General features: G+C 52.0%; 28 protein-coding genes and 3 pseudogenes. 14 read left to right on the plus strand and 17 right to left on the minus strand.

Features of this window, described 5'->3' with window-relative positions:
• Nucleotides 1–44 precede the first annotated feature (44 nt).
• Nucleotides 45–311 carry a DksA/TraR family C4-type zinc finger protein gene (locus QRY16_RS01360; RefSeq protein WP_289775371.1) on the plus strand — a complete coding sequence of 89 codons (267 nt, stop codon included), beginning with the start codon at nucleotides 45–47 and terminating at the stop codon, nucleotides 309–311.
• 8 nt (nucleotides 312–319) lie between these two features.
• Here the strand turns inward: QRY16_RS01360 and QRY16_RS01365 are convergent, their stop codons facing one another.
• Both QRY16_RS01365 and QRY16_RS01370 read right to left on the minus strand, forming a co-directional pair.
• A complete protein-coding gene (locus QRY16_RS01365; protein ID WP_289775372.1) occupies nucleotides 320–418 on the minus strand; it encodes a YoaK family small membrane protein in 99 nt (32 codons plus the stop codon).
• Nucleotides 419–461: 43 nt separating this feature from the next.
• On the minus strand, nucleotides 462–785 hold the full coding sequence (locus tag QRY16_RS01370; protein ID WP_289775373.1) for a hypothetical protein: 324 nt from the start codon (nucleotides 783–785) through the stop codon (nucleotides 462–464).
• 356 nt (nucleotides 786–1141) lie between these two features.
• Between QRY16_RS01370 and rhaT the strand changes: the two genes are divergently transcribed.
• Entirely contained in the window at nucleotides 1142–2176 is a 1035-nt protein-coding gene (gene rhaT / locus QRY16_RS01375) for an L-rhamnose/proton symporter RhaT (RefSeq protein WP_289775374.1), read from the plus strand.
• Between the two features lie 37 nt (nucleotides 2177–2213).
• Here rhaT and rhaR read toward each other — a convergent pair.
• Together rhaR and rhaS are read right to left on the minus strand one after the other, a co-directional pair.
• Nucleotides 2214–3085: pseudogene (rhaR, locus tag QRY16_RS01380) on the minus strand (HTH-type transcriptional activator RhaR).
• Nucleotides 3086–3096: 11 nt separating this feature from the next.
• Complete coding sequence (gene rhaS / locus QRY16_RS01385) at nucleotides 3097–3918, minus strand: HTH-type transcriptional activator RhaS (RefSeq protein WP_289775375.1); 822 nt, start codon at nucleotides 3916–3918, stop codon at nucleotides 3097–3099.
• Between the two features lie 293 nt (nucleotides 3919–4211).
• Between rhaS and rhaB the strand changes: the two genes are divergently transcribed.
• The 4 genes and pseudogenes from rhaB (at nucleotide 4212) to rhaM (ending at nucleotide 8089) form a co-directional block, all read left to right on the plus strand.
• Nucleotides 4212–5684, plus strand: a complete 1473-nt coding sequence (gene rhaB / locus QRY16_RS01390) for a rhamnulokinase (protein WP_289775376.1) — start codon at nucleotides 4212–4214, stop codon at nucleotides 5682–5684.
• Nucleotides 5677–6933, plus strand: a pseudogene (locus QRY16_RS01395) (L-rhamnose isomerase). Before rhaB ends, QRY16_RS01395 begins: the two are co-directional and overlap by 8 nt.
• Before the next feature lie 9 nt (nucleotides 6934–6942).
• On the plus strand, nucleotides 6943–7785 hold the full coding sequence (rhaD, locus tag QRY16_RS01400; RefSeq protein ID WP_289775377.1) for a rhamnulose-1-phosphate aldolase: 843 nt from the start codon (nucleotides 6943–6945) through the stop codon (nucleotides 7783–7785).
• Complete coding sequence (gene rhaM, locus QRY16_RS01405) at nucleotides 7775–8089, plus strand: L-rhamnose mutarotase (RefSeq protein ID WP_193404181.1); 315 nt, start codon at nucleotides 7775–7777, stop codon at nucleotides 8087–8089. The genes rhaD and rhaM overlap by 11 nt, the downstream gene beginning before the upstream one ends.
• A 120-nt stretch (nucleotides 8090–8209) precedes the next feature.
• Here the strand turns inward: rhaM and QRY16_RS01410 are convergent.
• Together QRY16_RS01410 and QRY16_RS01415 are read right to left on the minus strand one after the other, a co-directional pair.
• Nucleotides 8210–8464 (minus strand): annotated as a pseudogene (locus QRY16_RS01410) (transposase).
• 173 nt (nucleotides 8465–8637) lie between these two features.
• Nucleotides 8638–9288, minus strand: coding sequence for a TetR/AcrR family transcriptional regulator (locus QRY16_RS01415; RefSeq protein WP_289775378.1), 651 nt, complete (start codon nucleotides 9286–9288; stop codon nucleotides 8638–8640).
• 294 nt (nucleotides 9289–9582) lie between these two features.
• Between QRY16_RS01415 and bhsA (QRY16_RS01420) the strand changes: the two genes are divergently transcribed.
• Complete coding sequence (gene bhsA / locus QRY16_RS01420) at nucleotides 9583–9840, plus strand: multiple stress resistance protein BhsA (protein ID WP_193404179.1); 258 nt, start codon at nucleotides 9583–9585, stop codon at nucleotides 9838–9840.
• Between the two features lie 25 nt (nucleotides 9841–9865).
• Entirely contained in the window at nucleotides 9866–10123 is a 258-nt protein-coding gene (bhsA, locus tag QRY16_RS01425; protein ID WP_289775379.1) for a multiple stress resistance protein BhsA, read from the plus strand.
• Between the two features lie 48 nt (nucleotides 10124–10171).
• On the opposite strand, the gene QRY16_RS01430 is transcribed toward bhsA (QRY16_RS01425), so the two are convergent.
• The 4 genes from QRY16_RS01430 to QRY16_RS01445 all read right to left on the minus strand — a co-directional run bounded on the left by QRY16_RS01430 (nucleotide 10172) and on the right by QRY16_RS01445 (nucleotide 13865).
• Nucleotides 10172–11356, minus strand: a complete 1185-nt coding sequence (locus QRY16_RS01430; RefSeq protein WP_289775380.1) for a sugar transporter — start codon at nucleotides 11354–11356, stop codon at nucleotides 10172–10174.
• Nucleotides 11357–11530: 174 nt separating this feature from the next.
• Nucleotides 11531–12073 (minus strand): cytochrome b561, encoded by a 543-nt coding sequence (cybB, locus tag QRY16_RS01435; RefSeq protein WP_289775381.1) that lies wholly within the window; start codon nucleotides 12071–12073, stop codon nucleotides 11531–11533.
• 114 nt (nucleotides 12074–12187) lie between these two features.
• Nucleotides 12188–12445, minus strand: coding sequence for a hypothetical protein (locus QRY16_RS01440; protein ID WP_289775382.1), 258 nt, complete (start codon nucleotides 12443–12445; stop codon nucleotides 12188–12190).
• 166 nt (nucleotides 12446–12611) lie between these two features.
• Complete coding sequence (locus tag QRY16_RS01445; protein ID WP_289775383.1) at nucleotides 12612–13865, minus strand: multidrug efflux MFS transporter YnfM/SxtP(Kp); 1254 nt, start codon at nucleotides 13863–13865, stop codon at nucleotides 12612–12614.
• A gap of 94 nt (nucleotides 13866–13959) precedes the next feature.
• Here QRY16_RS01445 and QRY16_RS01450 point away from each other — a divergent pair, with 94 nt between their 5' ends.
• The 4 genes from QRY16_RS01450 (at nucleotide 13960) to QRY16_RS01465 (ending at nucleotide 18566) form a co-directional block, all read left to right on the plus strand.
• Complete coding sequence (locus QRY16_RS01450; protein ID WP_289775384.1) at nucleotides 13960–14856, plus strand: LysR family transcriptional regulator; 897 nt, start codon at nucleotides 13960–13962, stop codon at nucleotides 14854–14856.
• Nucleotides 14857–14982: 126 nt separating this feature from the next.
• A complete protein-coding gene (gene mlc, locus QRY16_RS01455) occupies nucleotides 14983–16200 on the plus strand; it encodes a sugar metabolism global transcriptional regulator Mlc (protein ID WP_289775385.1) in 1218 nt (405 codons plus the stop codon).
• A 111-nt stretch (nucleotides 16201–16311) separates the two neighbouring features.
• Entirely contained in the window at nucleotides 16312–17016 is a 705-nt protein-coding gene (bioD, locus tag QRY16_RS01460) for a dethiobiotin synthase (RefSeq protein WP_289775386.1), read from the plus strand.
• 176 nt (nucleotides 17017–17192) lie between these two features.
• Nucleotides 17193–18566: a nucleobase:cation symporter-2 family protein gene (locus QRY16_RS01465; protein WP_289775387.1), complete on the plus strand. Its 1374-nt coding sequence runs from the start codon at nucleotides 17193–17195 to the stop codon at nucleotides 18564–18566.
• Nucleotides 18567–18616: 50 nt separating this feature from the next.
• Here QRY16_RS01465 and osmV read toward each other — a convergent pair whose 3' ends face one another.
• Genes osmV through QRY16_RS01485 form a run of 4 tightly spaced genes read right to left on the minus strand, consistent with a single transcriptional unit; the run spans nucleotide 18617 to nucleotide 22054 of the window.
• On the minus strand, nucleotides 18617–19753 hold the full coding sequence (gene osmV, locus QRY16_RS01470) for an osmoprotectant ABC transporter ATP-binding protein OsmV (protein WP_193404172.1): 1137 nt from the start codon (nucleotides 19751–19753) through the stop codon (nucleotides 18617–18619).
• Entirely contained in the window at nucleotides 19753–20400 is a 648-nt protein-coding gene (gene osmW, locus QRY16_RS01475; RefSeq protein WP_289775388.1) for an osmoprotectant ABC transporter permease OsmW, read from the minus strand. The genes osmV and osmW overlap by 1 nt, the downstream gene beginning before the upstream one ends.
• A 9-nt stretch (nucleotides 20401–20409) precedes the next feature.
• On the minus strand, nucleotides 20410–21321 hold the full coding sequence (locus QRY16_RS01480; protein ID WP_419776099.1) for a glycine betaine ABC transporter substrate-binding protein: 912 nt from the start codon (nucleotides 21319–21321) through the stop codon (nucleotides 20410–20412).
• Nucleotides 21322–21337: 16 nt separating this feature from the next.
• Entirely contained in the window at nucleotides 21338–22054 is a 717-nt protein-coding gene (locus QRY16_RS01485; RefSeq protein WP_193404169.1) for an ABC transporter permease, read from the minus strand.
• Nucleotides 22055–22444: 390 nt separating this feature from the next.
• Between QRY16_RS01485 and QRY16_RS01490 the strand changes: the two genes are divergently transcribed.
• Nucleotides 22445–23911: an MDR family MFS transporter gene (locus tag QRY16_RS01490; RefSeq protein ID WP_289775389.1), complete on the plus strand. Its 1467-nt coding sequence runs from the start codon at nucleotides 22445–22447 to the stop codon at nucleotides 23909–23911.
• 29 nt (nucleotides 23912–23940) lie between these two features.
• Here QRY16_RS01490 and QRY16_RS01495 read toward each other — a convergent pair whose 3' ends face one another.
• Nucleotides 23941–24237, minus strand: coding sequence for a DUF1161 domain-containing protein (locus tag QRY16_RS01495; RefSeq protein WP_193404167.1), 297 nt, complete (start codon nucleotides 24235–24237; stop codon nucleotides 23941–23943).
• Between the two features lie 51 nt (nucleotides 24238–24288).
• Nucleotides 24289–24612: a DUF1283 family protein gene (locus QRY16_RS01500; protein ID WP_193404166.1), complete on the minus strand. Its 324-nt coding sequence runs from the start codon at nucleotides 24610–24612 to the stop codon at nucleotides 24289–24291.
• A 131-nt stretch (nucleotides 24613–24743) separates the two neighbouring features.
• Between QRY16_RS01500 and QRY16_RS01505 the strand changes: the two genes are divergently transcribed.
• On the plus strand, nucleotides 24744–25070 hold the full coding sequence (locus QRY16_RS01505) for a YnfA family protein (RefSeq protein ID WP_289775425.1): 327 nt from the start codon (nucleotides 24744–24746) through the stop codon (nucleotides 25068–25070).
• A gap of 33 nt (nucleotides 25071–25103) precedes the next feature.
• Here the strand turns inward: QRY16_RS01505 and ydfG are convergent, their stop codons facing one another.
• Complete coding sequence (ydfG, locus tag QRY16_RS01510; RefSeq protein WP_289775390.1) at nucleotides 25104–25850, minus strand: bifunctional NADP-dependent 3-hydroxy acid dehydrogenase/3-hydroxypropionate dehydrogenase YdfG; 747 nt, start codon at nucleotides 25848–25850, stop codon at nucleotides 25104–25106.
• Nucleotides 25851–26044 lie beyond the last annotated feature (194 nt).

Genomic DNA, 26044 nt, shown 5'->3' on the forward strand with positions numbered 1-26044 from the left:
GTTGTAAAATAAAGAGTGAGTTAAGTTAAATTGAGGGCGAAATCATGGCAAATGGTTGGGCGTCTGAAGGGGCAGTACAAGAGCAGATCGACAGTACAGTTAACGATGAAATTACGCGCGTGCGTCAGTCTCTGGGCCATGGCGAAAGCGCGACGGAATGTGAAGCCTGTGGCGAACCTATTCCCGAGGCACGGCGACGTGCGCTACAGGGCGTACGCTATTGTGTGGCCTGTCAGGAGAAAATGGATAAGCAACAGAAAGGGGCTGGGCTGTTTAACCGCCGCGGCAGTAAAGACAGCCAACTACGCTAATACGCGCTTCAGGAGCCAGGCATGGCCAGGCCACTGCCGATAAACCAGGCTAAAAAACCCACGCCCGCAATAATAATGGCGATGGGAATCAGAATGCCAATTCTCATTATTTACCTGTTAATGACTGTTGTAAACGGGGTGCTAATGTTATCACGCTATTTGCAACACTGCGCGATGGGTTTTCAACATCGTGAATAACTGAAATTGTGTAGCGTCATCGACATCACGCGACGCTTCACCCTTCTTGTAAGTCAGGCGGTGGATTTGTCCAGGCTGCCGCCAGACCACGATCGCTGAGGCAATCAGCGCGCAATCTTCCGCGTTTTGCAGACACTCCACCGTCGCGTACTGCGATTCATCCAGCCCATTAATAAAAATGCTCGCCGCGCCAGCAGATAAAATGGTGCGCAGATCATCCAGCATCACGCGGCTGACCGAGCGTGAGTGAAACAGCGCTAACCGCTTCGTTGTCATCACAATCCCTTATATTGATGAAAATTCGTTTAGACGGTTTCAACACGCCGATGAAAAGCATTCTTTCTCTCTTTGCCAGACTGCCCGCTATGGCGGCAATCAGTACGAAAATGTGCTGCGCCACACCGCAAAAAACAAAAAATATCTGAATAATAAGCAACTTAACAGGTTGAGCATCTGAATTTCCGACAAATGCGAATTTGTGATCTCCAACAGGAGTAACGGGCAAATATTGCCATCAGGCTGGCGTCTCCGGCAGCCATCCAAAGGCTGAAGAATTCCTGCAAACCGTAGACTGCCTGTTAGGCGGGAACCGCTGGGTTTCCTGTAGGCCTCAACCTTACCAAGGAATAACAATGAACAGTGCCATTATTGCAGGTATCTTCTGGCATTTTGTCGGAGCTGCCAGTGCCGCGTGCTTCTACGCGCCTTTTAAACAGGTGAAAAGATGGTCATGGGAAACCATGTGGTCAGTGGGCGGTGTGATGTCATGGCTGATTTTGCCATGGGCGGTCAGCGCTGTATTACTGCCAGACTTCTGGGCTTATTACAGCAGCTTTAGCTTCTCTCAGCTGCTTCCGGTGTTCATTTTTGGCGCTATGTGGGGCGTAGGGAACATCAACTATGGCCTCACTATGCGCTATCTCGGCATGTCGATGGGAATAGGTATTGCTATTGGCATTACGCTGGTGGTGGGTACACTGATGACGCCGCTGATTCAGGGACGCTTTGGCGAGCTGTTTGCCTCAACGGGTGGGCGGCTAACGCTGCTGGGCGTGTTCGTCGCGCTGATTGGGGTGGCGATCGTGTCGCGCGCCGGTCTGTTGAAAGAGCGTGCGCTGGGCATTAACGCCGAAGAGTTCAACCTGAAGAAAGGCTTAGTGCTGGCGGTCACGTGCGGCATTTTCTCGGCAGGCATGTCGTTTGCCATGGACGCAGCAAAACCCATGCATGAAGCCGCCGCGCAGGCCGGTATCGATCCGCTCTACGTCGCGTTGCCTGGCTATGTCGTCATTATGGGCGGCGGTGCGCTGGTTAACCTGGCATTCTGTTTCTTCCGCCTGGCAACCAAACCCGGGCTGTCGGTGCGTAAGGATTTCTCACTGGCGAAACCGCTGCTGCTGGCTAACATCGCTTTTGCCGTACTCGGCGGCACCATGTGGTATCTGCGATTCTTCTTTTATGCCTGGGGCCACGCCAAAATCCCACCGCAGTACGACTATGTGAGCTGGATGCTGCACATGAGCCTGTATGTGCTGTGTGGTGGTTTGGTTGGGCTATTGATGAAAGAGTGGAAATCAGTCGGGCGTCGTCCGATTGGTGTGCTATCAATTGGCTGCGTCGTTATCGTCATCGCCGCTAACATAGTGGGCCTTGGCCTGGCGGCTTAACCTCAAAGCAATGGCGAGCCTGCAATGCAGGCTCGCTTTACGGTTTTGCCATATCGGTGGTTTGACTGGCGGGACGAGGTGCAAAGAAACGCTGGCGCCAGGCACTGGGCGTCAGACCTGTATCCCGGGTAAACACCACCGAAAAATAGTTGCTGTCATCAAAGCCACAGCGGGCAGCGACTTCTCCAATCAGACAATCCTGAGTACGTAACAGATATTTCGCCTGGCAGAGTTGCAACTGACGCAGGTAATGACCAACGGTCATACCGGTTTGCTGGCGAAAAAGCTGTTTAAGCGCGCGTTCATTTAGTTGATTTTGCTGACAAAATAGCGCCAGATCGAAAGGACGAGCAATCGCGCCTTGTAAGGCTGACATCAGCAAGTCGAGCTGTTCGCCTTCAGGCAGTGCCCACGGGCGATCGGCTGCATAACCATGACGACGTAAAATCAACGCCAGTTGCAGGAATAATGCTTCAGATAACTGTATCGAAAGCGGATCGGTTTTGCGGCTTTCACGCTCAAGCTGGGTAATCACGCTGCGCGCTAACGCCATACCGCGCGTCGTTAAGCGCCAGCAGCGGGCTCATCATCGCCTTGCGGTGGTAGCAGTTGATTCCACTCCAGCCCGAGACCAAAGCGGTCGCGACAGTACAGGATATTATCCAGCACCAGGTCGTTGACGCTATCGTAACTGTGGCAGTCATTATCGCGAATATAAAAGACGTCGCCGCAGGTGATTAGCCAGGGGCGATCGTTGAGGATATGCAGGCCATTACCGCGCCAGACGATAACAATCTCGCTGAACTCATGTCGATGAGGCGGAAAAGAGGGTTGAGGCATACGTTCGGCCACCGCCACCGGTAAACTGGCGGCGGGAAAGTAATCCTCTCGACTGAGTATCAACGTCATGGTTGACTCCTTTACAATATTTGTTGGCGCTCCGCGCGTGGAGCGCAGCCAAATTCGCGCCTGAACAGGGTAGAAAAATGGTTGCTGTCACCGAAACCGCACTGAAAAGCGATATCGGTAATACGCATGTCACTGTGCCGCAAGAGATGACGCGCCTGCAGCAGGCGTAACCGGTTGAGATAGCGCTGCGGCGTACTGCCGGTTTGCTGCTTCATCTGTCGATGCAGCGTGCGTAGCGACAGCGAAAACTGATCTGCCAGCGCCTCCCAGACAATATCATCACTGTAATGCTCATTCAGCCAGTCAAGCAATCGGTGTAACCGCGCTTCCTGATCCTGAGCCTGCTCATTGCGACAGGTCTCACGTAATAAAACCAGTAATTGTAAAAACAGCTGTTCCTGACGCGCCTGTTTTTCCAGCGACCACGCATCATCCTGCCGCATCTGGCTAACCACATTCAGCGCCTGAGCCATCACTTTGTGATTGATGCGCCAGTGCGAGGCATGCTGGCCTTCATCATCCACAGGCAGCAGCGCCTGCAACCCTGACAGAAAGCGAAACGCATCAGGGCTGCGATAAAGCACATTGGTCAGACAAAGATTCGCTGTTTGTTCATAAAGATGGCGATCGTGATCGCGCACAAAGCAGACGCAACCGGCACAGAGCGTTTGCGGCTGGCCATTAAACACATGAATTCCCGACCCCTGTTCTACTAATACTATTTCATGAAAATCATGATGATGTTCAGGAAAGGCCTGCTGCGGTACGCGAGGCTCAATAGCAATCGCGTAATCGCCTTCCGGGAAAAAATCAGCACTGTGTAGAATGGTCATGATCGCCTCTTGTTACTGTTAACAAAACTGTAACCGAGTCTAAACAGGCCGCCCGCACCTTACCTTGAATTTTTATCTTAACTCAGCAGGAATCATGCTGTTTATTCAAGAAATTCCCAGCAGATAACAGAATTGCGGCGAAGGTCACATCTCGTTCCTTGCTGCCTCTGTGATCTCTCTCACGAACTTCTTTGCAAGTCTGCCAGCGACAATGGCTCACTGGCAGTATGGGGAAGGTGGCAAAACTGCAAGGTTCCTACTCTGTGATCGTCAAATCACAGGAATAACACGCCATGAGTAAGCGAAATATCGTTGCCGTAGATTTAGGCGCTTCCAGCGGACGGGTAATGCTCGCGCAATGGGATGCAGCAGTCCGCCATCTCAGCCTGCGGGAAGTGCGTCGCTTCGCCAATCAGCGTCAGCGCCGTGTCGGTTACGACTGCTGGGATGTTGAACAACTAGAGCAGGAGATTCGCGCAGGTCTGGCGCAGCTTGATGCTGAAGAAACAGTGGCAGACAGTATTGGGGTCGATACCTGGGGCGTAGATATGGTGTTGCTCGACGCTCAGGGCAAGCGCGTCGGCGAAGCCGTCAGTTATCGTGATGCACGGACCCACGGCGTAATGGAACAGGCGCTGCGGGATTTAGGCAAAAACGCCATTTATAGCCGCACCGGCATTCAGTTTCTTCCTTTTAATACCCTGTATCAAATGCGGGCGCTGCATCAAATGCAGCCCGACTGGCAGGCTCGCGTGGCGCATGCCTTGATGGTGCCGGATTACCTGCATTATTGCCTGACCGGCAACATGAACTGGGAATATACCAACGCCACCACGACGCAGATGCTCAATATTGAGAGCGGTGAGTGGGATGCTGATCTGCTGGCCTGGGCGGGTGTCGATGCCAAATGGTTTGGCAAGCCGCAGGCGCCAGGTAATACCGTGGGTCACTGGCAAAGCGCCACTGGCGTACAGGTTCCGGTGATAGCTGTCGCCACGCATGATACCGCCAGCGCGGTGTTAGCGACGCCGCTGATACAGGACGATGCCGCCTATCTAAGTTCAGGCACCTGGTCACTGATGGGATTCGAAAGTTTACAACCTTATGCCTCTGAAACCGCGCTGCGCGCCAATGTGACCAATGAGGGCGGTGCAGAGGGCTATCGCGTATTAAAAAACATCATGGGGCTGTGGCTGCTGCAACGTGTTTGTAGAGAGCTGAATATCGACGACCTGTGTGCCTTAATTGCTGATACAACGCATGAGCCTGCGTGTCGTTCGCTGATTAACCCCAACGATTCGCGATTTATCAATCCCGACAGCATGGTCGGTGAAATCCAAAATGCCTGCGCCGAGCAGGGCATGCCGGTGCCGCAATCAGCGGCTGCCTTAGCGCGCTGCATTTTTGACAGCCTGGCATTGCTTTACCGTGAGGTGATTAACGAACTTGCGGCGCTGCGCGGCAAACCCTTCAGCCAACTGCATGTGGTTGGCGGCGGCTGCCAAAACCATTTCCTTAACCAGCTGTGTGCCGATGCCTGCCAGATTCCGCTGCTGGCTGGGCCGGTAGAAGCCTCAACGCTAGGCAATATTGGTTGCCAGCTTATTGCGCTGGGTGAATTCACCGACGTGGCAGATTTCCGCCGCTGCGTGGCAGACAACTTCCCGTTAGAAAAATTTGAACCGCAAACTAACAGCGCCTTTGCTGCCTGTCAGGCACGCTTCACGGCGCTGAGTCAACCTGCTAAGGAACTTGCTTATGACTAAGCTGATTGAACAAGCCTTTGAACTGGCGAAACAACGTTACGCTGAAACAGGAGTCGATGTTGAACAAGCCATTCAGCGTCTGGACAGCGTGCCTGTGTCTATGCACTGCTGGCAGGGTGATGATGTACGTGGATTTGAAAACCCGCAAGGTACGTTGACGGGGGGAATCTAGGCAACCGGTAACTACCCAGGCCGCGCCCGTAATGCAGAAGAACTGCGCGCCGATCTCGATAAAGCCTTGTCATTAATCCCAGGCCCCAGGCGCCTCAATCTGCACGCCATCTATCTTGAAAGCGATCAACCTGTTGAGCGTGATGCGATTGAACCTAAGCATTTCGCCAACTGGGTAGAGTGGGCAAAGCAAAACGGTCTGGGACTCGACTTCAACCCAAGCTGTTTTTCGCATCCGCTGAGTGCCGACGGCTTCACGCTGTCGCATGCTGACAAAAACATTCGTCAGTTCTGGATCGATCACTGTAAAGCCAGCCGTCACGTCTCCGCTTATTTCGGCGAACAGCTTGGTACACCGTCGGTGATGAACATCTGGGTACCTGATGGCATGAAAGATATCACGGTTGATCGTATGGCACCGCGTCAGCGACTGCTGAGCGCACTGGATGAGGTTATCGCCGAGAAGTTAAACCCTGCGCATCACATTGATGCAGTGGAAAGTAAGCTGTTTGGCATTGGCGCTGAAAGTTACACCGTGGGTTCCAGTGAGTTTTTCCTGGGCTACGCCAGCAGTCGCCAGACTGCGCTGACGCTAGATGCCGGTCATTTCCATCCAACGGAAGTCATCTCTGACAAAATTTCCGCCGCCATGCTCTATGTGCCACGCCTGCTGCCGCACGTTAGTCGTCCAGTGCGTTGGGACAGCGATCACGTTGTGCTGCTTGATGATGAAACGCAGGCGATTGCCAGCGAAATCGTGCGCCATCAACTGTTCGATAAGGTTCACATTGGCCTCGACTTCTTTGATGCTTCCATCAACCGCATCGCGGCGTGGGTTATTGGTACACGCAATGCGAAAAAAGCCTTACTGCGCGCCTTGCTGGAGCCAACGGATCGCCTGCGTAAGATCGAAGCGGAAGGCGATTACACCGCGCGCCTGGCGCTGCTGGAGGAGCAAAAATCTCTGCCGTGGCAGGCCGTGTGGGAAGCCTGGTGTTTGCGCCACGATGTCCCGGCAGATGCCAGCTGGTTAAGTGATGTGCGCCATTACGAACAACAAATTCTGAGTCAACGTTAAGGATTCACTATGCAAAGCATTCTTTCTTCCTGGTTTGTTAAAGGAATGGTTAAAGCCACCAGTGATATGTGGTTGAAAGGCTGGGATGAGCGCAACGGTGGGAACGTCAGCTTGCGTTTGCTGGAAGAGGAGGTGAAGCCTTTTGCCGCAGATTTCTATGCCGAACCACGCTGCATTGAGCTGACGCAACCCGCACCAGCGCTGGCCAACTGCTGGTTTTTAGTCACCGGTTCCGGCAAGTTTTTCCGTAATGTACAACTCGATCCGGCTGATTCTCTGGTTCTGCTGCAGGTCGATGACAAAGGTCTTTCGTATAAAATTCACTGGGGCTTAATCAATGGCGGACTGCCTACGTCGGAACTGGCATCGCATTTTCAGTCGCATTACGTACGCAAAGCGGTCAGTAATGGTGCCGATCGCGTCATCATGCACTGCCACGCCACCAATTTCATGGCGCTGAGCTATGTGGTTGAGCTGGATTCTGCACGCTTTACCCGTTTGTTATGGGAAGGCAGCACTGAATGTTTAGTGGTATTCCCGGATGGCGTCGGCATTTTGCCGTGGATGGTGCCCGGCACAGATGGCATCGGGGCCGCGACCGCAGAACAAATGGCATCACATACGCTGGTAATGTGGCCTTTCCACGGCATTTTCGGTACTGGCCCGACGCTCGACGAAGCCTTTGGCCTGATCGACACCGCTGAAAAATCGTCAGAGGTGATTGTGAAAGTGTTGTCGATGGGCGGCATCCGTCAAAGCATTACCACTGAACAACTGATGGCGCTGGGTGAGCGTTTTGGCGTAACGCCATGGCAGGCAGCGTTAGACGTGGGGCCAGCTAATGCTGCGTAGAGCCTTTGTTATGCAGGTGCATGGGAATTGCCACGCTGAGTACGAGCGTCGTCATTCTCCCATCTGGCCAGCACTGGAACAGACGCTGAAAGCACACGGTGCGCACAATTACGCTATCTGGCTGGATGCCGATCGTAATTTGCTTTTTGCCAGCGTGGAAATTGAGTCGGAAGAACGCTGGAATGCGGTAGCGCAGACGGAAGTTTGTCAGCGCTGGTGGGCGTCAATGAAAGATCTGATGCCATCAAATCCAGACAATAGTCCGGTCAGTCAGGCGCTAAAGCCACTCTTTTTCCTTGAGTGATTCCTTTAGTCATAAATATCCTCCGGCATAGCCGGAGGTTTTTCAAATGCACCTGTAAGGCTCTGTTACCAGCCGCACCCTGACAGGCGCATTACGACCTGACATCTGCATCCGGATTCGTTATTTACGGCCCGTAAACGGACTGCCCGGATACGGAATCGATAGAGCTGCTCTCCCAGCTTGTCCTGTTCCAGCTGGTGCCTTATGTACTCCTGTATCTTCGAAGTGTTTTTCCCCACCGTATCTACCTAATACCCCGGCACCAGAACTCTCGATTCCTGTATTTGTACTTTAAATCCCCAAACTTTTCGGCGCAAAAACTACATGATATTTACAGTTCCATCGGGTGCGCGCTAAGCTCTTTTCGTCCCCCATTGGGACTCCCTTTTGGTTTCTTGTCTAACTTTTGCAGTTGCCAGGCCGCAAGGTAGTTTTAACAAATCAAAAGGGGTTTTTATAACTGACTTATCGCTGAAAACTTTACGAAACCCTCGGCCTGGCTGGGGGTTCCTGTGCACAAAAAACAGGGCGGTATATCCGCCCTGTTTTTAAACTTTCTGCTGACATAATCCAGTCAACGTTGGCCACATCGCCATAAGCGTATCGATAATGCTGTCTAAGTCTTCGCGCGATGCGCCTTCGCGGGCGCGCACCGACATGCCTTGCAGCATACAGGCGAGATAACGTGAAAGGGCGTCAATATTCACCGTAGGGGCTAATTCGTGGCGCTGCCTGCGAGCGGTTAAAAAACCTCTTAACGTCATTTCCTGTGACTGGTGCTGCTGTTGCAGCATCGTTGCGATCTCACTCGACGATGCAGACAGAGCTGTTGAGGTACAAATGAAAAAGCAACCTGAAGGTGAATTCCGATCGGTAAAGCAGGCGGCAGTAGCACGAAAATAGCCTTCAATCGCTTTATCAACCGGCAGTTTGTCATCGTTAAGTGCAGCTTCACGGTAAGCGCTGAATTTTTCTATATAGCGCTCCATCGCTGCTCTGAACAGGCCCTCTTTATTAACAAACTCAGCATAGAGCGTAGGTGCTTTTGCGCCCGTCGCGGCAACTAAATCCGCCAGCGATGTGCCTTCGTAGCCATGTGTCCAGAAAAGTGTCAGTGCTTTATCCAGTGCAGCTTCGCGGTCAAACACTTTTGGGCGGCCCCGACATTTCTTCACATCACCATCTGGTAGCTGGCTCATACATCCTCTCTGCTGTGAAAACACCTCATTAAATTACCGATCATTAAATAAATATGCAAGGCGGTCTGCCAGTGTGACGTAGGTGCATTGGCAATTTGTGCGTTACCACAAGCCATTCGCTCCTGTGGTTAAAGTAAAAAGGGCGATAAATCCAGCGCTTACACGATTTTTATTAAAATAACGTTCGTTAAAAAAATATTGACGATGCCTGGGGTTCAGCTCTATCATTTATTTAACGTTCGTTAATTAATTTTCGACGCCGATTCTAAAACCTGATTTATAAGTGAGTAAATTATGAAAAGTATCAAAATCACGCTGGCCGCCGTTGCGCTTTCTTCCCTGACATTTGGCGCTTTTGCCGCAGAACAAGTCTCCAGCGATCCGCTGAATCAACAAAAAATTGGCACCATTTCAGCTCAGGGGGGCAGCAGCCTGGATTCAATCGAAGCACAGCTGAATGCGAAAGCGGAGGCTGCAGGTGCGAAATCATTCCGCATCACCTCAACAACCGGTCAGAACAAATTACACGGCACCGCCGTGATTTATCAGTAATTGAAAAGTTAAGAAGGGGTTCGTTATGAAAAGTTTGAACATTGCTGTGCTGGCGTTCGCGCTAAGCAGCGTTTCATTTGCATCACTGGCTGCGCAAGAAGTTCGTGAAGCACCGATGGATCAACAAAAAATCGGCGTGATTAGCGCCACCGGCAGTACCAATTTGACCTCACTGGAACAGCAATTGTCAGATAAGGCCAGCGATGCAGGCGCAAAGTCTTTCCGCATCACTTCGACCTCTGGCAGCAACAACCTACATGGCACCGCAGTTATTTATAAGTAGTTGATTAAGCAGGCTTCAGATAAGGCGACTTATCTGAAGCCTTTTTTCTTAGCCGTTAGAGCGTAACTGAGGATAACGACGGAAGATATAAACACACCACAGCAATGCAACCAGGCCAATGATTCCGCCTACATTACCCACATCAGCCATTTTCATATGCACGCTGACCTGGTTCCCCAGTAACGCGCCCGCGCCAATGCCAATATTATAAATTCCTGACATCAATGACATCGCAACGTCTGTTGCGTCCGGCGCCAGCGATAACACCCGCACCTGCATAGCCAGACCAATCATCATCATTGACATGCCCCAAATGACGCAAAGCGTTGAGATGGTGGCAGGACGAACCGCAGCGAAAATCAATAATCCCATGCACAGAGTGATTAAGGCGATAGCCGCGATTAACAGCGCAGAGGGAAATTTGTTACCCAGCGAACTAAACAGGAGACTGCCTAATATCCCCGCCGAGCCAAACAGCAATAGCAGCAGCGTAGTGAAGTTTTCACCGGAATTCGCCACTACCTGCATAAAAGGTTCGATATAGCTGTATGCAGTGTAATGCGCCGTGACAACCAGCGTCACCAGCAAATACATGCTAACCAGCGCGGGGCGCCGGAACAGCATCGGGACGCTGCTGAGCGAGCCGGTATGTTCACTCGGTAAACGCGGCAGAATGCGCGCCAGCATAATCATCAGGACTAAGGCAGAGAGTCCGATCATGCCAAAGGTGGTACGCCAGTCAAGATATTGCCCAACCACGCGGCCAATTGGCACGCCTAAAACCATGGCTAAAGCGGTGCCGGTCGCCAGCATACTCAGTGCCTGTGTTTTTTTCCCTGCCGGCGCGACACGTATCGCCAGTGAAGCAGTAATCGACCAAAACACCGCATGCGACAAAGCAATGCCGATACGTGAGACGATCAGCGAGTTAAAGTCCCAGGCAAAGGTTGAAAGTATATGGCTGCCGATGAAGATCAGGAACAGGATCGCCAGCAACAAACGCCGTTCGACGTTCCGCGTCAGTAGCATCAGCGGTAGTGAGAGCAGCGCGACAACCCATGCGTAAATCGTCAGCATAATGCCGACATCAGCGGTTTTCATCGAAAAGTCAGCGGCAATATCGGATAACAGGCCAACAGGCACAAATTCAGTGGTGTTAAATACAAACGCGGCAATTGCCAGCAGCACCACGCGCAGCCAGGCCGTTTTACGGGAAACAGTAGTTGATTGCATGAAGAGTCAATTAGTCAGAACAGCGAAATTGGATGACATCGGGCATCCAGCGAAAGTGACGTGCATCACAAATATGTGACTATTGTGGATGAAGAAAGCCGATTGCGAAACCTCAAAGCACGGTTTTATTGCTGAATAATTGTTATCGCCCTCATCAAGGGCGATAGCCTGGGGTTATTGATCGCGACGGGGGCGAGGCATCATACGCAGCAGCGTGTTGTCTTTCAGAAAATAGTGATGAAACAGCGCCGCGACGGCATGCAGTCCCACCAGCCAGTAACCCAGCGGCGCCAGCGTTTCATGCCAGTCGGTCAGGGTATCAGACAGATCGAAACGGGGCTCGCTGGCTACCGGCATGGAAACGCCGAATAACCACCAGTCACGGCCACGCAGATAGCGTGAAGTCAGCCCTAAAACGGGCAGGGTAATAAACAATGCATACATCAGCGTATGGATCAGATGTGCCAGACCCGTTTGCCAGCGCGGCGCAGAGGACAGAATTTCAGGCGTGCGATGGCGTATGCGTAAAAGCAGCCGGGCCAGCATCAGGACCAGCACCGTTGCCCCGGCGCTGAAATGTGTGATGATCAGTGCGTAGCCCTGCCAGGATCCGCGCTGAGCAAAACCACGTAACTCAATGGCGGAATACGCAACCACTATCAACAAGAACGTGAGCCAGTGTAGCGCAATCTGTGAAGCCGCAAATTTTCCCCGCATATTAATCTCAGATAAAACGTATCAAAGTGGCTAACATAACGGAAAATACGAAAACTACTTAACAAATTGACGCAGCGGCCGCGCTTTTTGTCTGCCGCGGCGGGCAGGCGATTATCAGAGGCTGACCATATGCTTTAGGCCCACGCTATACTGGACGTTCAGGTTTTTTTTTACCGTGACCGGGCAACAGTTATCGCAGCCCAACGCGCCGGGATAATATTTTCGTGCTTGCTGAATCGCTGCTGTCGGGGTATAGAAACTCCCTAAAAACAACCTGTCTTGCAGGGATGGCTGGTATTTACATCCGTAAGCATGAACGACGTGATTATCGTTATAACCCGCCTGTTTATTTACGTAATAGTAAGTAGCCATAGACACCTCATTGCTGTGAAAAATAAAAATTACATTTATCGTTGGAATGGAAACGATTATAGCGGGAAATGAGGGTTTTGTTTTGCATGGTCCTGATAAACAGGTGACTTATTGGCTGGGCATAAAAAAGGGCGCGGATGCGCCCTCGGAAAAATGATTAATTTAGCTACAGTTTGCGGCACTGCAAACGCCAGGCCACCAGCAATGCGAGCAGCAGCAGCGCAGCGATAAATAGCGTAATGCCTGCCCAGCCGTAGCTGTGCCAGAACACGCCGCCCAGGGTTCCGGCCACGCTGGAACCGACATAGTAGCTAAAAAGATAGAGCGATGAAGCCTGGCCTTTTGCCCGCCGGGCGCGAGGCCCAATCCAGCCGCTGGCGACTGAGTGAGCGCCAAAAAAACCGGCCGTGAATAGCATCATTCCAACAAAAATCAGCCATATCGAATTAAAAGAGGTAATAAGCAGGCCGGTCAGCATGATTGCGGTTGCGCCCAACATGACCGGACCACGACCCAACTTACTGGTAAGCGCACCGGCTTTCGGTGAGCTCCACGATCCCGTCAGATAAACGAGCGACAACAAGCCGACCACCGCCTGGCTGAGGTGCCAGGGCGCGCCTAACAGTCGATAGCCAATATAATTGAATAAAGTGACGAACGCCCCCATAAGCAAAAAGCCTTCGGCAAACAGCAGCGGTAAACCCTGATCGCGCCAGTGCAGGCGAAAATTGATAAACAGGCTGCGTGGCCGAAGCGAAGCAGGACGAAAATGGCGCGATGCCGGTAGAATTTTCCAGAACATTAAGGCCGATGCCAACGCGAAGCAGCCGATCACCGCAATCGCAATGCGCCAGTTAAAGAAGTCCGTGATTACGCCGCTAAGCAAGCGGCCGCTCATCCCGCCAATTGAATTCCCGCTGATGTACAGGCCCATTGAAAAAGCGATCATACCAGGATGGATTTCTTCGCTCAGGTAGGTCATCCCGACTGCGGCTACACCGCTCAGAGACAGACCAATCAGCGCACGCATTAATAAAATCCCGTGCCAGCTGGTCATACACGCCGAAATCAGCGTACAAATCGCCGCGAGCATCAGGGCTGTAACCATTACCGATTTTCGACCAATGGCATCGGAAAGCGGGCCGGTTATCAGTAAACCCAACGCCATCAGCCCGGTAGAAATAGAGAGCGAAATGCTGCTTGCCGCCGGTGATACACCGAACTGTTGTGATAAGACAGGCAGAATAGGCTGAACACAATAAAGCAGCGCAAAGGTGGCAAGACCGGCAGAAAACAGCGCCAGGGTGACGCGCATAAATTGCGGCGTTCCCCGTTCAATCCAGCCTGACGACGACGTGGGATCAGGCGAAGGGGATAGCTCGTCATCATTGAGTATCACAGCCTGGGAAGAGCGACTCACGGAATTTCCTCATTTTTAGTAATAGATGCTCACTCTAGAAAAGCTGGATTAGGTTGTCTAATATATTAATAATCTCAAATAAGACGTATTAAATATGAATATTGAGCTTCGTCATCTTCGTTACTTTGTTGCGGTGGCAGAAGAGTTGCATTTTGGACGTGCCGCTCAGCGCTTAAATATTTCGCAGCCGCCGCTTAGTCAGCAAATCATACAGCTGGAGGCCGAAACGGGGGCGCAGCTGTTCAATCGCACCAATCGCAGCGTGCAGCTAACCGCCGCCGGGCAGCAGCTATTGCAAGACGCGCGCGTCATTTTGTTGCAGGTGGAGCAGGCAGCAGCGCGCGCAGCGCGATTGCATCGTGGTGAAGAAGGGGAATTACGCATCGGTTTTACCTCATCCGCCCCGTTTACGGGAGTGCTTTCTGACGCGTTGTATCAGTTTCGCCAGCGCTGGCCGAGCGTGCATATTCAAATGCAGGAAATTAACACGCGTCAGCAACTGGCGCCGCTGCACGATGGCCGCCTCGACCTGGGGATCATGCGTAATACCCCGCTACCAGCCGATTTGCGCCATCAGCTGTTACTCAGTGAGCCGCTTTATGCGGTAGTGCACTGGGCTCATCCCTTAGCTGATGCGGAAAAAATTTCGGTTCGCGATCTGGCGGCTGAGCCTTTTGTTTTTTTCGATCCGCTGGGCGGCACCGCGCTTTACAGTGAAATTTTGGCACTGCTGCATCGCTACCAGATCAAGCCCTACATTACTCAGGAAGTGGGCGAAGCAATGACGATTTTGGGTTTAGTAGCAACCGGATTGGGCGTGTCGATATTGCCCGCCTCCTTTCGCCGGGCACGACTGGCCGATGTTATCTGGTTGCCGCTGGAAGAAAGTGATGCGTTATCAGAGCTGTGGTTAGTCTGGTCGGGAGAGCGGGAAATAAATGCACAGATGGATAGAATGATGCAGCTTCTGGGGCGGGGTTCAGCAAATTAATTCTGCGTTCCCAAAGGTTTATGTGCGATAAATCACATTTCCAGTCAAATATTTGACGCTTCTGCGTAATCTGCCTCACCATATCTCATGTTTATTTAGAAGCTCGAAAATAACCGGGGGCAGGGTGTGAATCTGGACAGTCAACCTGGCCATATTGACCAAATTAAGCAGACCAATGCGGGCGTCGTTTACCGACTGATTGACCTTTATGGTCCCATCTCGCGTATCGAACTCTCCAAACGAGCGCAGCTTGCGCCAGCCAGCATCACAAAAATTGTGCGTGAAATGCTGGAAGCGCATTTGGTACAGGAAACAGAGTTTCAGGAGCCAGGCAGTCGTGGGCGACCCGCGATTGGTTTAATACTGGATACCGAAGCCTGGCACTATTTAGCTATACGCCTGCATCGCGGCGAGATGACAATCACACTACGCGATCTTAGCAGCCGTTCACTGGTTGAAGATTGTCGGCCGTTACCCGCTGCACAAGAGCAGCCATTACTGGCTTACCTGATAAAAGAAGTCGATGCTTTTTTTATCCGCCACCAGCAAAAGCTGGAACGTTTGACAGCAATTGCTATCACCTTACCCGGCTTAATTAATGCGGCCTCGGGCGTGGTACATCGCTTGCCGGGCTATGACGTGCAGGATATGCCACTGGGCGACACCCTGGCAGCGCGTACCGGATTACCGGTTTTCGTTCAGCATGATATTTCTGCCTGGACGCTAGCCGAATCGCTGTTTGGCGCCTCGCGCGGCGCGCAGGATGTGATCCAGATTGTCATTGATGAAACGGTCGGGGCAGGCGTGATTAGCGGTGGCAAATTGCTACATAAAAGCGGTCGCGCATTGGTTGAAATTGGCCATACCCAAATCGATCCTGATGGCAAACAATGTTACTGCGGGAATCATGGTTGTCTTGAAACGGTCGCCAGCACTGGCAGCTTATTGACGCTGGTCGCGCAACGACTGGCATCACAACCGGAGAATGCGTTGCATCAGCAGGCGTTAACACTTGAATCACTTTGCACTGCGGCACAAGCCGGCGATCGGCTGTCACATGATGCCATCGTCAGCGTTGGCCAACATATTGGCCGCATGCTGGCAATGATGGTTAATATCTTTAATCCACAACAAATTCTTATCGGTTCTCCGCTTAATCAGGCCGCCGACGTCCTGTTTCCGGCCGTTAGCCGGACCATTTATCAACAGGCACTGCCAGCATACAGCGCCCGTATACAACTTACGTCAACTGAGTTTCGGGAGCCAGGCACCCTGGGTGCCGCGGCGTTGGTTAAAGATGCGCTTTATAGCGGGCATCTGCTGGTAAAGCTATTACAAGGTTAAGCCTGACTGAACTTTGCGCTAACGCAAATTGCTTACCTATCCCTTTACTTAAAATGCGCCTTCGCACCAAAGGTTTATTGTCGAATGAAACCAAGTCCGAAGGAGAATGAGGTGGAAACACTATTTATCACGGGCACCGATACGGCTGTAGGAAAAACCGTCGTATCGCGTGCATTGCTGCAATGTTTTACCCAGGCGAACCTGAGCGCGGTGGGTTACAAGCCCGTTGCACGCTGCGCTGCTACTACACAAAATGGTCTGAGAAATAAAGATGCACTGATTCTGCAAAACGCATCTTCACTCCAGCTTCCTTATGAAGCCATTAACCCGCTGGTTTTCGCAGAAGAAGAAATTTGCCTCCATCCCTATAACGTCATTGATTATGAGCAGCTAACCCAGGGCTTAAACCGCCTGCGTCAGAAAGCCGGGCGTGTGGTCGTGGAAGGAACCGGCGGCTGGCGCAGCCTGATGAACGATGCACGTCCGCTTTCAGCGTGGGTAATTGAGCAACAGTTACCGGTGATTATGGTGGTGGGCATTCAGTCAGGTTGCATAAGCCACGCGCTGTTAACGGCAGAAAGCATTGTTCACGACGGGTTGCCGCTTCTGGGCTGGGTAGCGAATCGAATTAATCCCGGACTGGCGCACTATGCCGATATTATTGATGTGTTGCGTACGAAAATAGCCGCGCCTTTATTGGGTGAACTGCCTTATTTGCCTCGCCCTGAGCAACGCGATCTCACCTCTTACCTACAGGTATCTTCATTACTCAGCACAGAGGTGCACTCTGAGCGTGCAAAAACCGCCCAAAGATGAAACAAAAAGGACCATTGTGCTAAATGGTGAACCTAAAGTTTCAGGATCACTATTGCTTCCGTAAAATTAAATCCTGTTAAATAACAATTGTGTGGAAGGGATTCGACAGTTTCATCCTATGGGTGGCACAGAAAATGCGTTGGTTGAATGAATAAATATTTTGCCGGAGCACCATCATGTCGCAATCCCATGAAAAAGGTTTGTTGTACGGGCTTGATGCCCGTATCGGTCCAGTCGCTGCATTTTTTGCTGCGCTACAGCATGCTCTTGCCAGCGTGGTAGGGATCATCACGCCGCCGTTGATCATTGGATCTGTTCTGGGGTTGCAGGCTTACACGCCTTATCTGATTAGCATGTCCTTACTGGTTTCCGGTCTGGGCACTTTTCTCCAGGCGCGTCGTTTTGCCGGAGTGGGTGCCGGTATGATTTGCCTGCAAGGCACCAGCTTTGCTTTTCTTGGCGTAATGTTATCTGGCGGCCTGATGGTTAAGGCGCGAGGTGGCTCGCCGGAAGAGATTATGGCGATGTTGTTCGGCTGCAACCTGGTCGCGGCCCTGATCCCCATGCTGTTAAGTCGCTGTGTGGGTCAGTTGCGTAAAGTATTAACGCCTGTGGTGACCGGCACGGTGATTACCCTGATTGGCATCAGCCTGATAAAAGTCAGCATCACCGACTGGGCTGGAGGACATAATGCCCAGGATTTTGGCGCGCCGGGTAATCTGGCATTAGGAGCATTAACGCTGCTGGTGATTATTGCCTTAAACCGTGCGCGTAACCGCTGGGCGCGCCTGGTTGCTGTTGTGGCCGGTATCGGGGTGGGTTGTCTGGCCGCAGCATTGACTGGACATTTGCAGCTCAAACCTACCGCCGGAACCGCCTGGCTGGTGATGCCTTCTTTCTTCAGGTTCGGCTTTGATTTTAACTGGTCCATCTTTGTCCCGATCGCGCTGGTTTCGGTGATCGCTGTGATTGAAGCCGTAGGGGATCTCACCGCTAACTGTATGTTGTCGCAACAGCCCATCGTCGGACCGCAATTTCAGCAGCGTTTACAAGGCGGAATTATGGCGGATGGCATCAGCTGCCTGTTAGCGGCCACGTTTTCTGCGTTTCCAAATACTACTTTTGCGCAGAATAACGGTGTAATCCAGATGACCGGGGTTGCCAGTCGTTATGTGGGTATGGTGCTGGGCCTGATGCTGGCGCTGTTAGGCATTTTTCCGGCTATCGGTTCGCTGTTGCAGCAGATTCCATCGCCGGTTTTAGGCGGGGCAACAGTGGTGATGTTTGGTAGTGTGGTTGCGGCAGGCATTCGGGTGATGACGCAATCGCCGCTGGGGCGTCGAGAAATGCTGATTGTTGCGATCTCTTTTGGAATTGGTTTAGGCGTAGAGGCGGTCCCCGATGTGCTTAAACAGTTTCCATTATTGATTAATAACCTGTTTGGTCATGCGGTAACTACAGGCGGTATGCTGGCGATTATCCTGAATATAATATTGCCAAACGAGCAGGGCACGCAGACGGTGCCACAAAGCAAAACGGTAAACGAGTAATCACGGTAAACGAGTAATAAAGGGAAAAGGGCCATTTAAGGCCCTTTTTACTATGGATTCAGACGACGGCGTGTTCGGCCTGAGCTCAGATAATCCGCAATATAATCCTGCGAAATCTCCCCGCTATAGCGCCCCTCTTCGTCAACAATGGGCATCCATACCGTGTTGTGCTCGTACAGTTTCGATAACACCACCCGCAGGTTTTCCTCTGCTTTACCGGTCACTTTAAAGGTATGTAGCTTCTCTTCGCAGTTGCCGCTGGCGTTACGCGCCTCGCGACGTTTTACAAAGCCCAGCGGTTTACCGTCATTATCCACCACGGTAATGGAACGCATGTCATTATCATCCATCGTGCCAAATGCTTCAGCCAGCGGCGTCGAACGCTTAACCGTAATGGTGGGTTGTTGATCGGTGACATCTCCCGCCTGTACCAGCAGCAGACGTTTCAGCGTTCGGTCCTGTCCGACAAACGAACCAACAAACTCATTTGCCGGGGTTGCCAAAAGCTCATCCGGGCTGGCGCACTGCACGATTTTACCCTGACCAAATACGGCAATGCGATCGCCAAGTTTCAGGGCTTCATCAATATCATGGCTCACCAGCATGACAGTTTTCTTTAGCTGGCGCTGCATATCGAGAAATTCGTTCTGGATCACTTCACGGTTGATCGGATCGACGGCACCAAAAGGTTCATCCATCAGCAATACCGGCGGATCCGCAGCCAGTGCACGAATAACGCCGATACGCTGCTGTTGACCACCCGACATCTCTCGCGGATAACGATGCAAAAATTTAGTGGGATCGAGCGCTACCATGCTCATCAGTTCTGTTGCCCGCTCGTGGCAGCGTTTCTTGTCCCAGCCCAGCATACGAGGCACAGCGGTAATGTTCTCTTCAATTGTCATATTCGGGAACAGGCCGATTTGCTGAATAACATATCCAATGTTGCGACGCAGCGTAGTCGTGTCCTGAGTACTGGTATCTTCACCATTAATCAGGATCTTACCGCTGGTCGACGGGATCAGTCGGTTGATCATTTTTAATGTGGTGGTTTTGCCGCAGCCTGACGGACCGAGCAGCACGCACATTTCCCCGGCCGGTACTTCCAGGCTGACATTGTCCACGGCTTTCACCACGGAGCCGTGCTTTTGCGTAAAGGTTTTCGTCAGGTTTTCCAGCTTTATCATTATCGAATCCCCTTAGGAGTCAGCGCCAGCTGCAAACGGTGCAGCAGCCAGTCAAGAATAATGGCCAGCAGGCAAATTATCAGCGCCCCGGCAATTAACATACGAATATCACTGCCGCTGATGCCATCCAGCAGTAACAGGCCAAGCCCGCCAGCACCAATGACAGCAGCAATCGCCATTACGCCCACATTCATTACCACAGCGGTACGAATTCCACCGAAGATGACCGGTAATGCCATTGGAATTTCCACCCAACGCAGACGCTGCCAGAACGTCATACCGATGCCGCGTCCCGCTTCACGCAGGCCCGGCGGTAAGTTTTCCAGCGCGGTATGGGTGTTACGCACAATTGGCAACAGCGAATAAAGAAATACGGCGGTAATGGCGGGCAAGGCGCCAATGCCCTGACCGATCATTGAAAACAGCGGAATCATCAGGCCAAACAGGGCAATTGTCGGAATGGTCAGCACCACCGTTGCAATGCTCAGCACAGGCGTCGCCAGCCACTTAAACCGCACAATTAAAACCCCAAGCGGAACGCCGATGACGATGGCACATCCTACTGCCACCAGCACCAGCCAGGTATGCTGCCAGGTCAGGTTTAACAGGTTGTGCCAGTTATTCATGATGTAGTGAAGGGTATCCATAATGCCTCCTTACAGCATGTGTTTTGAGTTAAGGAAGTCGCGAGCCACCTGTTGAGGAGACTGATGATCAATGTCCACGCGTTTATTCATTTCAGTGATCGCGTCATCGGTAATCAGTGGCGTTAGCTGATTTAACGCCTCTGCCAGTCCCGGATGGCTATCCAGCACATCTTTACGGACCACTGGCGTGACGTTGTAACTTGGAAAGAAGTGCTTATCATCTTCAAGCACTTTGAGGTCAAAGCCCTTAACGCGGCCATCGGTGGTATAAATCAGACCCGCATCAACAAAACCATCACGCACGGCGTTATAGACCAGACCGGGATCCATCTGCCGAATCTGCGGGCGGTCCAGCGGCATGTCGTAGGTTTTTTGTAACGGTTTCAGGCCATCTGAGCGTCCGGCAAATTCCAAATCCAGTCCCAGACGCCAGTTGTGATCAGGATCGGTTTTGCGTACCTGCTCCAGCTTAGCCACTAACTGCGACATGGTGGAAATTCCCTCTTTCTCGGCACGTGAGCGCTGCATGGCAAAGGCGTAAGTGTTATTCATCGGAGCCGGGTCCAGCCAGACTAAACCCAGTCTGGCGTCCAGTTTCTTTACCGTTTCATAGGCTTCTTTTGACGACATCGTTTTGTTGATGTGGTTAAAGATAATCAGCGAGGTGCCGGTATATTCCCATGTCATATCGCTCTGCTTATTCAGCATCGCATTACGGCCAATAGTGGTGGCGATATTGCGTTTCGGGATGATCTGAAAACCTTTCTTTTGCAGCCACATCACCGTCATTGCCGAAAGAATGTGCTGTTCGGTGAAACTTTTGGTCGCCATGACGATCGGAGCCGCAGCCTGTGCCGCCTGGCTCATCGCCAGCGTGGCGGTTAAGGCCAGGGCTGTGTTTTTTATCCAACGCTTTAGCATCGCAAAACTCCTTATGTTATGCCGCCGCATGCGGGCTGAGGAAACGGCCTAATGCGGCCAGCAACATATCCAGTATCAGTGCGACTAAAGCTGTTGCCACAGCACCGAGGATGAGGGTTGGGAAGTCATTCAGGTAGATGCCAGGAAAGATCAGTTCGCCAAAACTGCTGGCACCAATCAAAAATGCCAGCGGCGCGGTACCGACATTAATCGCCGTGGCAATACGCACACCTGCTAATATCACCGGTAGCGCATTGGGCAACTCCACCTGTCGCAGACGCTGAAGCTTAGTCATACCAATACCGTCTGCGGCTTCAATAAGCGAGGGAGGCACTGCATTCAAGCCGGCATAGGTGTTACGCACAATCGGCAGCAGTGAAGCGAGGAATAGCGCAATTAACGCCGGACGATCGCCAATACCAAGGAGCACCATCGCTAAGGCTAATACGGCAAGAGGAGGCAAGGTATTACCGACGTTGAAGATTTGCATCGCATATTCTGCCCATCGGCGGGCAAAAGGGCGGCTCAGGATGATCCCGCCAGGCACGCCGACTAACAACGCAAACAGCATTGACCAGAATACTAAGAAAAGATGTTGTTGCCCGAGATAGAGTAAATCGACTTTACGCGCAACCAGCGTATCCCAGCCAATCCCCCCGATGAGTACTGCCAGCACGACAATGATGGCAAGCAGAGCAAGGCCGGCGCGTTTAGCCAGCGAAGCATTTTGCATAATGTGAGTCTCCCTGTTTAATCAGTCGGTCTCATTTGTTATGACGAACAGTGACGGCACAACAGAAGCAACAAAACAAGTGGTCACTTCCAATACTGTGTCTGTCGTAAATTGCAGATAAAAGGGCCATTTATCTGCGCTTTTTCAGCGAATACTGAGAAAGTTGTCTCAAACCTATAGCAGTGCAAAGCGAAGCACGCTAGTTTTTATGCGCAAAATCAGGCAGATAGAATACGGCCAAAAGCGTGGTAAACCCGCGTGGTTATTGGCGCGAGTTGACAATAAAAAAATTTCATCGACTTTAAGTGACGCCGTCACAACAACAGCGCACAACGAGGAAATTGCGGTGGTGATTTTTAGGCTAGCCTTGCAGCTTCAAAAGGGAGTGTTATGACTGAGAGCGCGCAACTTCAAACTGGCCAGCGGCATTGGGTATTGATCGCCTGCATGCTGGCGATGTTCATGGCGGCAATTGAGGTAACGATTGTCGCTACGGCCATGCCAACCATTATTGCTGAACTTGGCGGTTTTTCGCAGTTTGGCTGGGTTTTTTCTGTCTACCTGCTTACACAGGCCGTTAGTGTGCCTTTATATGGACGGCTTGCCGACATATGGGGACGTAAACGCATGCTGTTCCTTGGCACCTCTATTTTTCTGGCTGGCTCGATATTGTGCGGTTTCGCTCACAGTATGACGTGGCTGATTGTATTCCGCGCCTTTCAGGGGCTGGGGGCGGGGGCGATTATGCCGCTGAGTTCAACCATCGTTGCTGACATCTATTCACCCCGTGAGCGCGCCAGCGTTCAAGGGTGGTTGTCCAGCGTCTGGGGCGTAGCAGCGATAGTGGGCCCGCTTAGCGGCGCGTGGTTGGTGCAGCACTTTACCTGGTCGGTAATTTTCTGGGTGAACTTACCGATAGGTATTGTGAGCATGCTTATGCTGGCGCGCTGGTTGCCCGCACATCAACTGGCCGAAAAACCTCAGCCGCTTAACCTGGCAGGCAGCGCATGGTTAATGCTGTGCATTAGCGCGTTGTTAACCGCTTTACTACAGGCTGAGCGCTTAGGTTACTGGCTGCTTTTGGTTGTTGCAGTGTCACTTTTTGCTGGCTGGCAGCTCAAACGCCATGAACAGCGGGCGGACGCGCCGCTGTTTCCTGCGATCATCTGGCGTAGCCGGGTAATCATTGCGGGCAATGCCGGTAATCTTATTATTGGCGCCGCGATGATGGGGATAAGCGCTTTTCTGCCTACCTGGATTCAGGGCATCACGGGCGGTTCGCCGTTACAGGCGGGAAGCGCGCTGGCAATGATGTCGATTGGCTGGCCGCTCGCCAGCACGTTTAGCGGGCGCCTGATGCTGGCTACCTCCTATCGCTTCACCGCTCAGCTTGGAGCTTTGTTATTGATCGCCGGCAGCGCCTTGTTGCTGTTGTTGCACCCTGAAAGCACGATTTATCAGGCCGGGCTTACCGCTTTTGTCATTGGCACCGGCATGGGGATGACCAGCACCACATTTTTAGTCTCGGTGCAGAATCATGCAGATTACGATATACGCGGCATTTGCACCGCATCGATCATGTTCAGCCGTATGATTGGCTCAGCCATTGGCACGGCATTAATGGGCGCGGTCCTCAATATGAACCTGGTATGGCGACTGCCACATGCACAGGACCCGGTACAGCAAATTATGTCGGAAGAGACGCGCAACGCATTGAATCACGACACGCTACAGCATCTGGTGGCAGGAATAGCGGCATCGTTGCATTGGGTATTTATCGTCGCGCTGCTGATTGCTGTTTTAGCGCTATGGGTAGCGTGGCTGATGCCGCGTCAACGGCTGGAACATGAGGGGTAAAGAAAAGGGCGACAAGGTCGCCCTGAACGTTACTGAGCTGGCGCGTCCTGAGAACTGCCAGCACTGGCCGGGACGCTGGATTCATCGTCCCGGCTAATTTTCTTATAAACAATTTTCTGTGAGTCATTTTCGCAGTGACCCACGACCTGGCCACCCGCTTGATCAACCTGATCATTAGCAACAATATCCAGCGTAAAGCCAGATTCAGGAACACCATTTTGTATGATCTTCTGGCTAATATCGGCTTTAACCGATTCGCAAGAAGCCTGCGCCAGTATCGGCATAGCGAATAACGTTGCAACTAACCATCCAGTCTGTTTCTTCATTACCTTCTCCTTATGTAACAGGTCCGTCATTACTATAGCAGCCGGTTAACATCAGGGGGTAACCGGGCGACCAGAGCGGCGATCAAGGCAGCGTAAGGTATTGGGCTCCCAGTAGGCGTTGATGTTCATACTTTGCTCGCACTTATCGCGGGTATCAAACGCCCGGTCGGTTTTGTCGAACTCTTTCTCCACGCGTGTATTGACCTTATTACGCAACATACGCGTGTCGTTCCATTGTTCTTTGCTCTGACGTGCCGCTTCATTGCTGGCGGCGCTGCTGCCATCTTCAATAATCACCCGATTAGTGGTGGCGCTGGCAGTAAATGCTGATGCAGAAAGCAGGGCCACAATCAGGGCCGGAATCATTTTTTTCATCGTAATTTCCTTCGGTTAACGTAGACATCGCCAACGGGAACGGCTGTTACCACGGATAGGCTTAGTATATCATTGCCGTTTCTGTGCTCACCAGCGATGAGCCTTTCGTTTAAGTTTGTGAGAGAGAGATGCTGGTTAAAACCGTTTTACTGTTTTTCCTTACTGCGCTGGCAGAAATTATTGGCTGTTTTTTACCGTGGCTGTGGCTAAAGAAGGGCGCTTCGGTTTGGTGGCTGATTCCCGCAGCAGCAAGTCTGGCTCTGTTTGTGTGGTTGTTGACATTACATCCCGTTGCCAGTGGACGCGTGTATGCAGCGTATGGCGGCGTGTATGTTTTAACCGCGTTGCTATGGTTGCGTCTGGTGGAAGGGGTAAAGTTAAGCGTCTGGGACTGGAGCGGGGCTTCCATCGCCTTCATCGGCATGTTGATCATGGTGATGGGTTGGGGACGAGCCTGAAAACAGCCAGCCGCGGTGGGCTGGCTGTTTATATCATGGCTTATGCACTTTCAGCCCTGCCAGCGTCTGGCTGACTGGCATCATCTCCAGGCTGTTTATATTGACATGTTTCGGCAATGTCGCTACCCAATAGACCGCTTCAGTCACATCCTGCGGCGTTAATGCTGTCGCCCCTTCGTAAACCTGTCCCGCTTCATCGTCGTCACCCTTAAAGCGCACATTAGAAAATTCAGTGCCGCCAACCAGGCCTGGCTCAATATCTGTCACACGTAGCGCGGTGCCGTGTAAATCCGTGCGCAGATTAAGGCTGAACTGACGCACAAAAGCTTTGGTCGCGCCATAGACGTTACCGCCCGCATACGGCCAGCTTCCGGCAATCGAACCAATATTGATGATGTGGCCGATATTGCGCTCAACCATCTGTGGCAGCAGGGCGCGGGTCATATACACCAGTCCTTTCGTATTGGTGTCGATCATGTTTTCCCAGTCTTCAACATTGGCTTTATGCGCCGGTTCAATCCCCAGCGCCAGCCCGGCGTTATTCACCAGAACATCAATGTCGCGCCATTCAGCCGGTAATGCGGCGATGGCTTCTTCAATAGCAGCGCGATTACGCACGTCCAGTTGCACCGTATAGACGTTATCTCCCAGCTCCGCTTTCAGCGCCTGTAAACGTTCGGCGCGGCGTCCGCTGGCAATAACCTTGTGACCTGTCTCAATGAATCGGCGGGTGATACTTTGACCAAAACCGGCTGTCGCACCGGTAACAAAAATAATCATCTCACTGTTCCTTATGCAATTTCAGGTTCGACCGTTTCACCATAACATTTAGATTTCCCTTCTGCCTGCCGAATTCCATAGCCTGCTGTAAATGAATTTTTCAACCAGCTGCAATGCGCTGTTTTGGCGCACCGCGCACGGTAAAAGTGCATAAATTTTTCGATCTGAACTTCTCTTTCGTAATGAAAAATATA

Origin of the sequence: Mixta mediterraneensis, assembly GCF_030283135.1 — a bacterium.
Taxonomy (GTDB): Bacteria; Pseudomonadota; Gammaproteobacteria; order Enterobacterales; family Enterobacteriaceae; genus Pantoea; species Pantoea mediterraneensis.

Excerpts from the sequence above, each read along its gene's own strand:
- QRY16_RS01360 (WP_289775371.1), top strand. The coding sequence starts at position 45 with ATGGCAAATGGTTGGGCGTCTGAAGGGGCAGTACAAGAGCAGATCGAC.
- QRY16_RS01365 (WP_289775372.1), bottom strand. The coding sequence starts at position 418 with ATGAGAATTGGCATTCTGATTCCCATCGCCATTATTATTGCGGGCGTG.
- QRY16_RS01370 (WP_289775373.1), bottom strand. The coding sequence starts at position 785 with ATGACAACGAAGCGGTTAGCGCTGTTTCACTCACGCTCGGTCAGCCGC.
- rhaT (WP_289775374.1), top strand. The coding sequence starts at position 1,142 with ATGAACAGTGCCATTATTGCAGGTATCTTCTGGCATTTTGTCGGAGCT.
- rhaS (WP_289775375.1), bottom strand. The coding sequence starts at position 3,918 with ATGACCATTCTACACAGTGCTGATTTTTTCCCGGAAGGCGATTACGCG.
- rhaB (WP_289775376.1), top strand. The coding sequence starts at position 4,212 with ATGAGTAAGCGAAATATCGTTGCCGTAGATTTAGGCGCTTCCAGCGGA.
- rhaD (WP_289775377.1), top strand. The coding sequence starts at position 6,943 with ATGCAAAGCATTCTTTCTTCCTGGTTTGTTAAAGGAATGGTTAAAGCC.
- rhaM (WP_193404181.1), top strand. The coding sequence starts at position 7,775 with ATGCTGCGTAGAGCCTTTGTTATGCAGGTGCATGGGAATTGCCACGCT.
- QRY16_RS01415 (WP_289775378.1), bottom strand. The coding sequence starts at position 9,288 with ATGAGCCAGCTACCAGATGGTGATGTGAAGAAATGTCGGGGCCGCCCA.
- bhsA (WP_193404179.1), top strand. The coding sequence starts at position 9,583 with ATGAAAAGTATCAAAATCACGCTGGCCGCCGTTGCGCTTTCTTCCCTG.
- bhsA (WP_289775379.1), top strand. The coding sequence starts at position 9,866 with ATGAAAAGTTTGAACATTGCTGTGCTGGCGTTCGCGCTAAGCAGCGTT.
- QRY16_RS01430 (WP_289775380.1), bottom strand. The coding sequence starts at position 11,356 with ATGCAATCAACTACTGTTTCCCGTAAAACGGCCTGGCTGCGCGTGGTG.
- cybB (WP_289775381.1), bottom strand. The coding sequence starts at position 12,073 with ATGCGGGGAAAATTTGCGGCTTCACAGATTGCGCTACACTGGCTCACG.
- QRY16_RS01440 (WP_289775382.1), bottom strand. The coding sequence starts at position 12,445 with ATGGCTACTTACTATTACGTAAATAAACAGGCGGGTTATAACGATAAT.
- QRY16_RS01450 (WP_289775384.1), top strand. The coding sequence starts at position 13,960 with ATGAATATTGAGCTTCGTCATCTTCGTTACTTTGTTGCGGTGGCAGAA.
- QRY16_RS01465 (WP_289775387.1), top strand. The coding sequence starts at position 17,193 with ATGTCGCAATCCCATGAAAAAGGTTTGTTGTACGGGCTTGATGCCCGT.
- osmV (WP_193404172.1), bottom strand. The coding sequence starts at position 19,753 with ATGATAAAGCTGGAAAACCTGACGAAAACCTTTACGCAAAAGCACGGC.
- osmW (WP_289775388.1), bottom strand. The coding sequence starts at position 20,400 with ATGGATACCCTTCACTACATCATGAATAACTGGCACAACCTGTTAAAC.
- QRY16_RS01480 (WP_419776099.1), bottom strand. The coding sequence starts at position 21,321 with ATGCTAAAGCGTTGGATAAAAAACACAGCCCTGGCCTTAACCGCCACG.
- QRY16_RS01485 (WP_193404169.1), bottom strand. The coding sequence starts at position 22,054 with ATGCAAAATGCTTCGCTGGCTAAACGCGCCGGCCTTGCTCTGCTTGCC.
- QRY16_RS01490 (WP_289775389.1), top strand. The coding sequence starts at position 22,445 with ATGACTGAGAGCGCGCAACTTCAAACTGGCCAGCGGCATTGGGTATTG.
- QRY16_RS01495 (WP_193404167.1), bottom strand. The coding sequence starts at position 24,237 with ATGAAGAAACAGACTGGATGGTTAGTTGCAACGTTATTCGCTATGCCG.
- QRY16_RS01500 (WP_193404166.1), bottom strand. The coding sequence starts at position 24,612 with ATGAAAAAAATGATTCCGGCCCTGATTGTGGCCCTGCTTTCTGCATCA.
- ydfG (WP_289775390.1), bottom strand. The coding sequence starts at position 25,850 with ATGATTATTTTTGTTACCGGTGCGACAGCCGGTTTTGGTCAAAGTATC.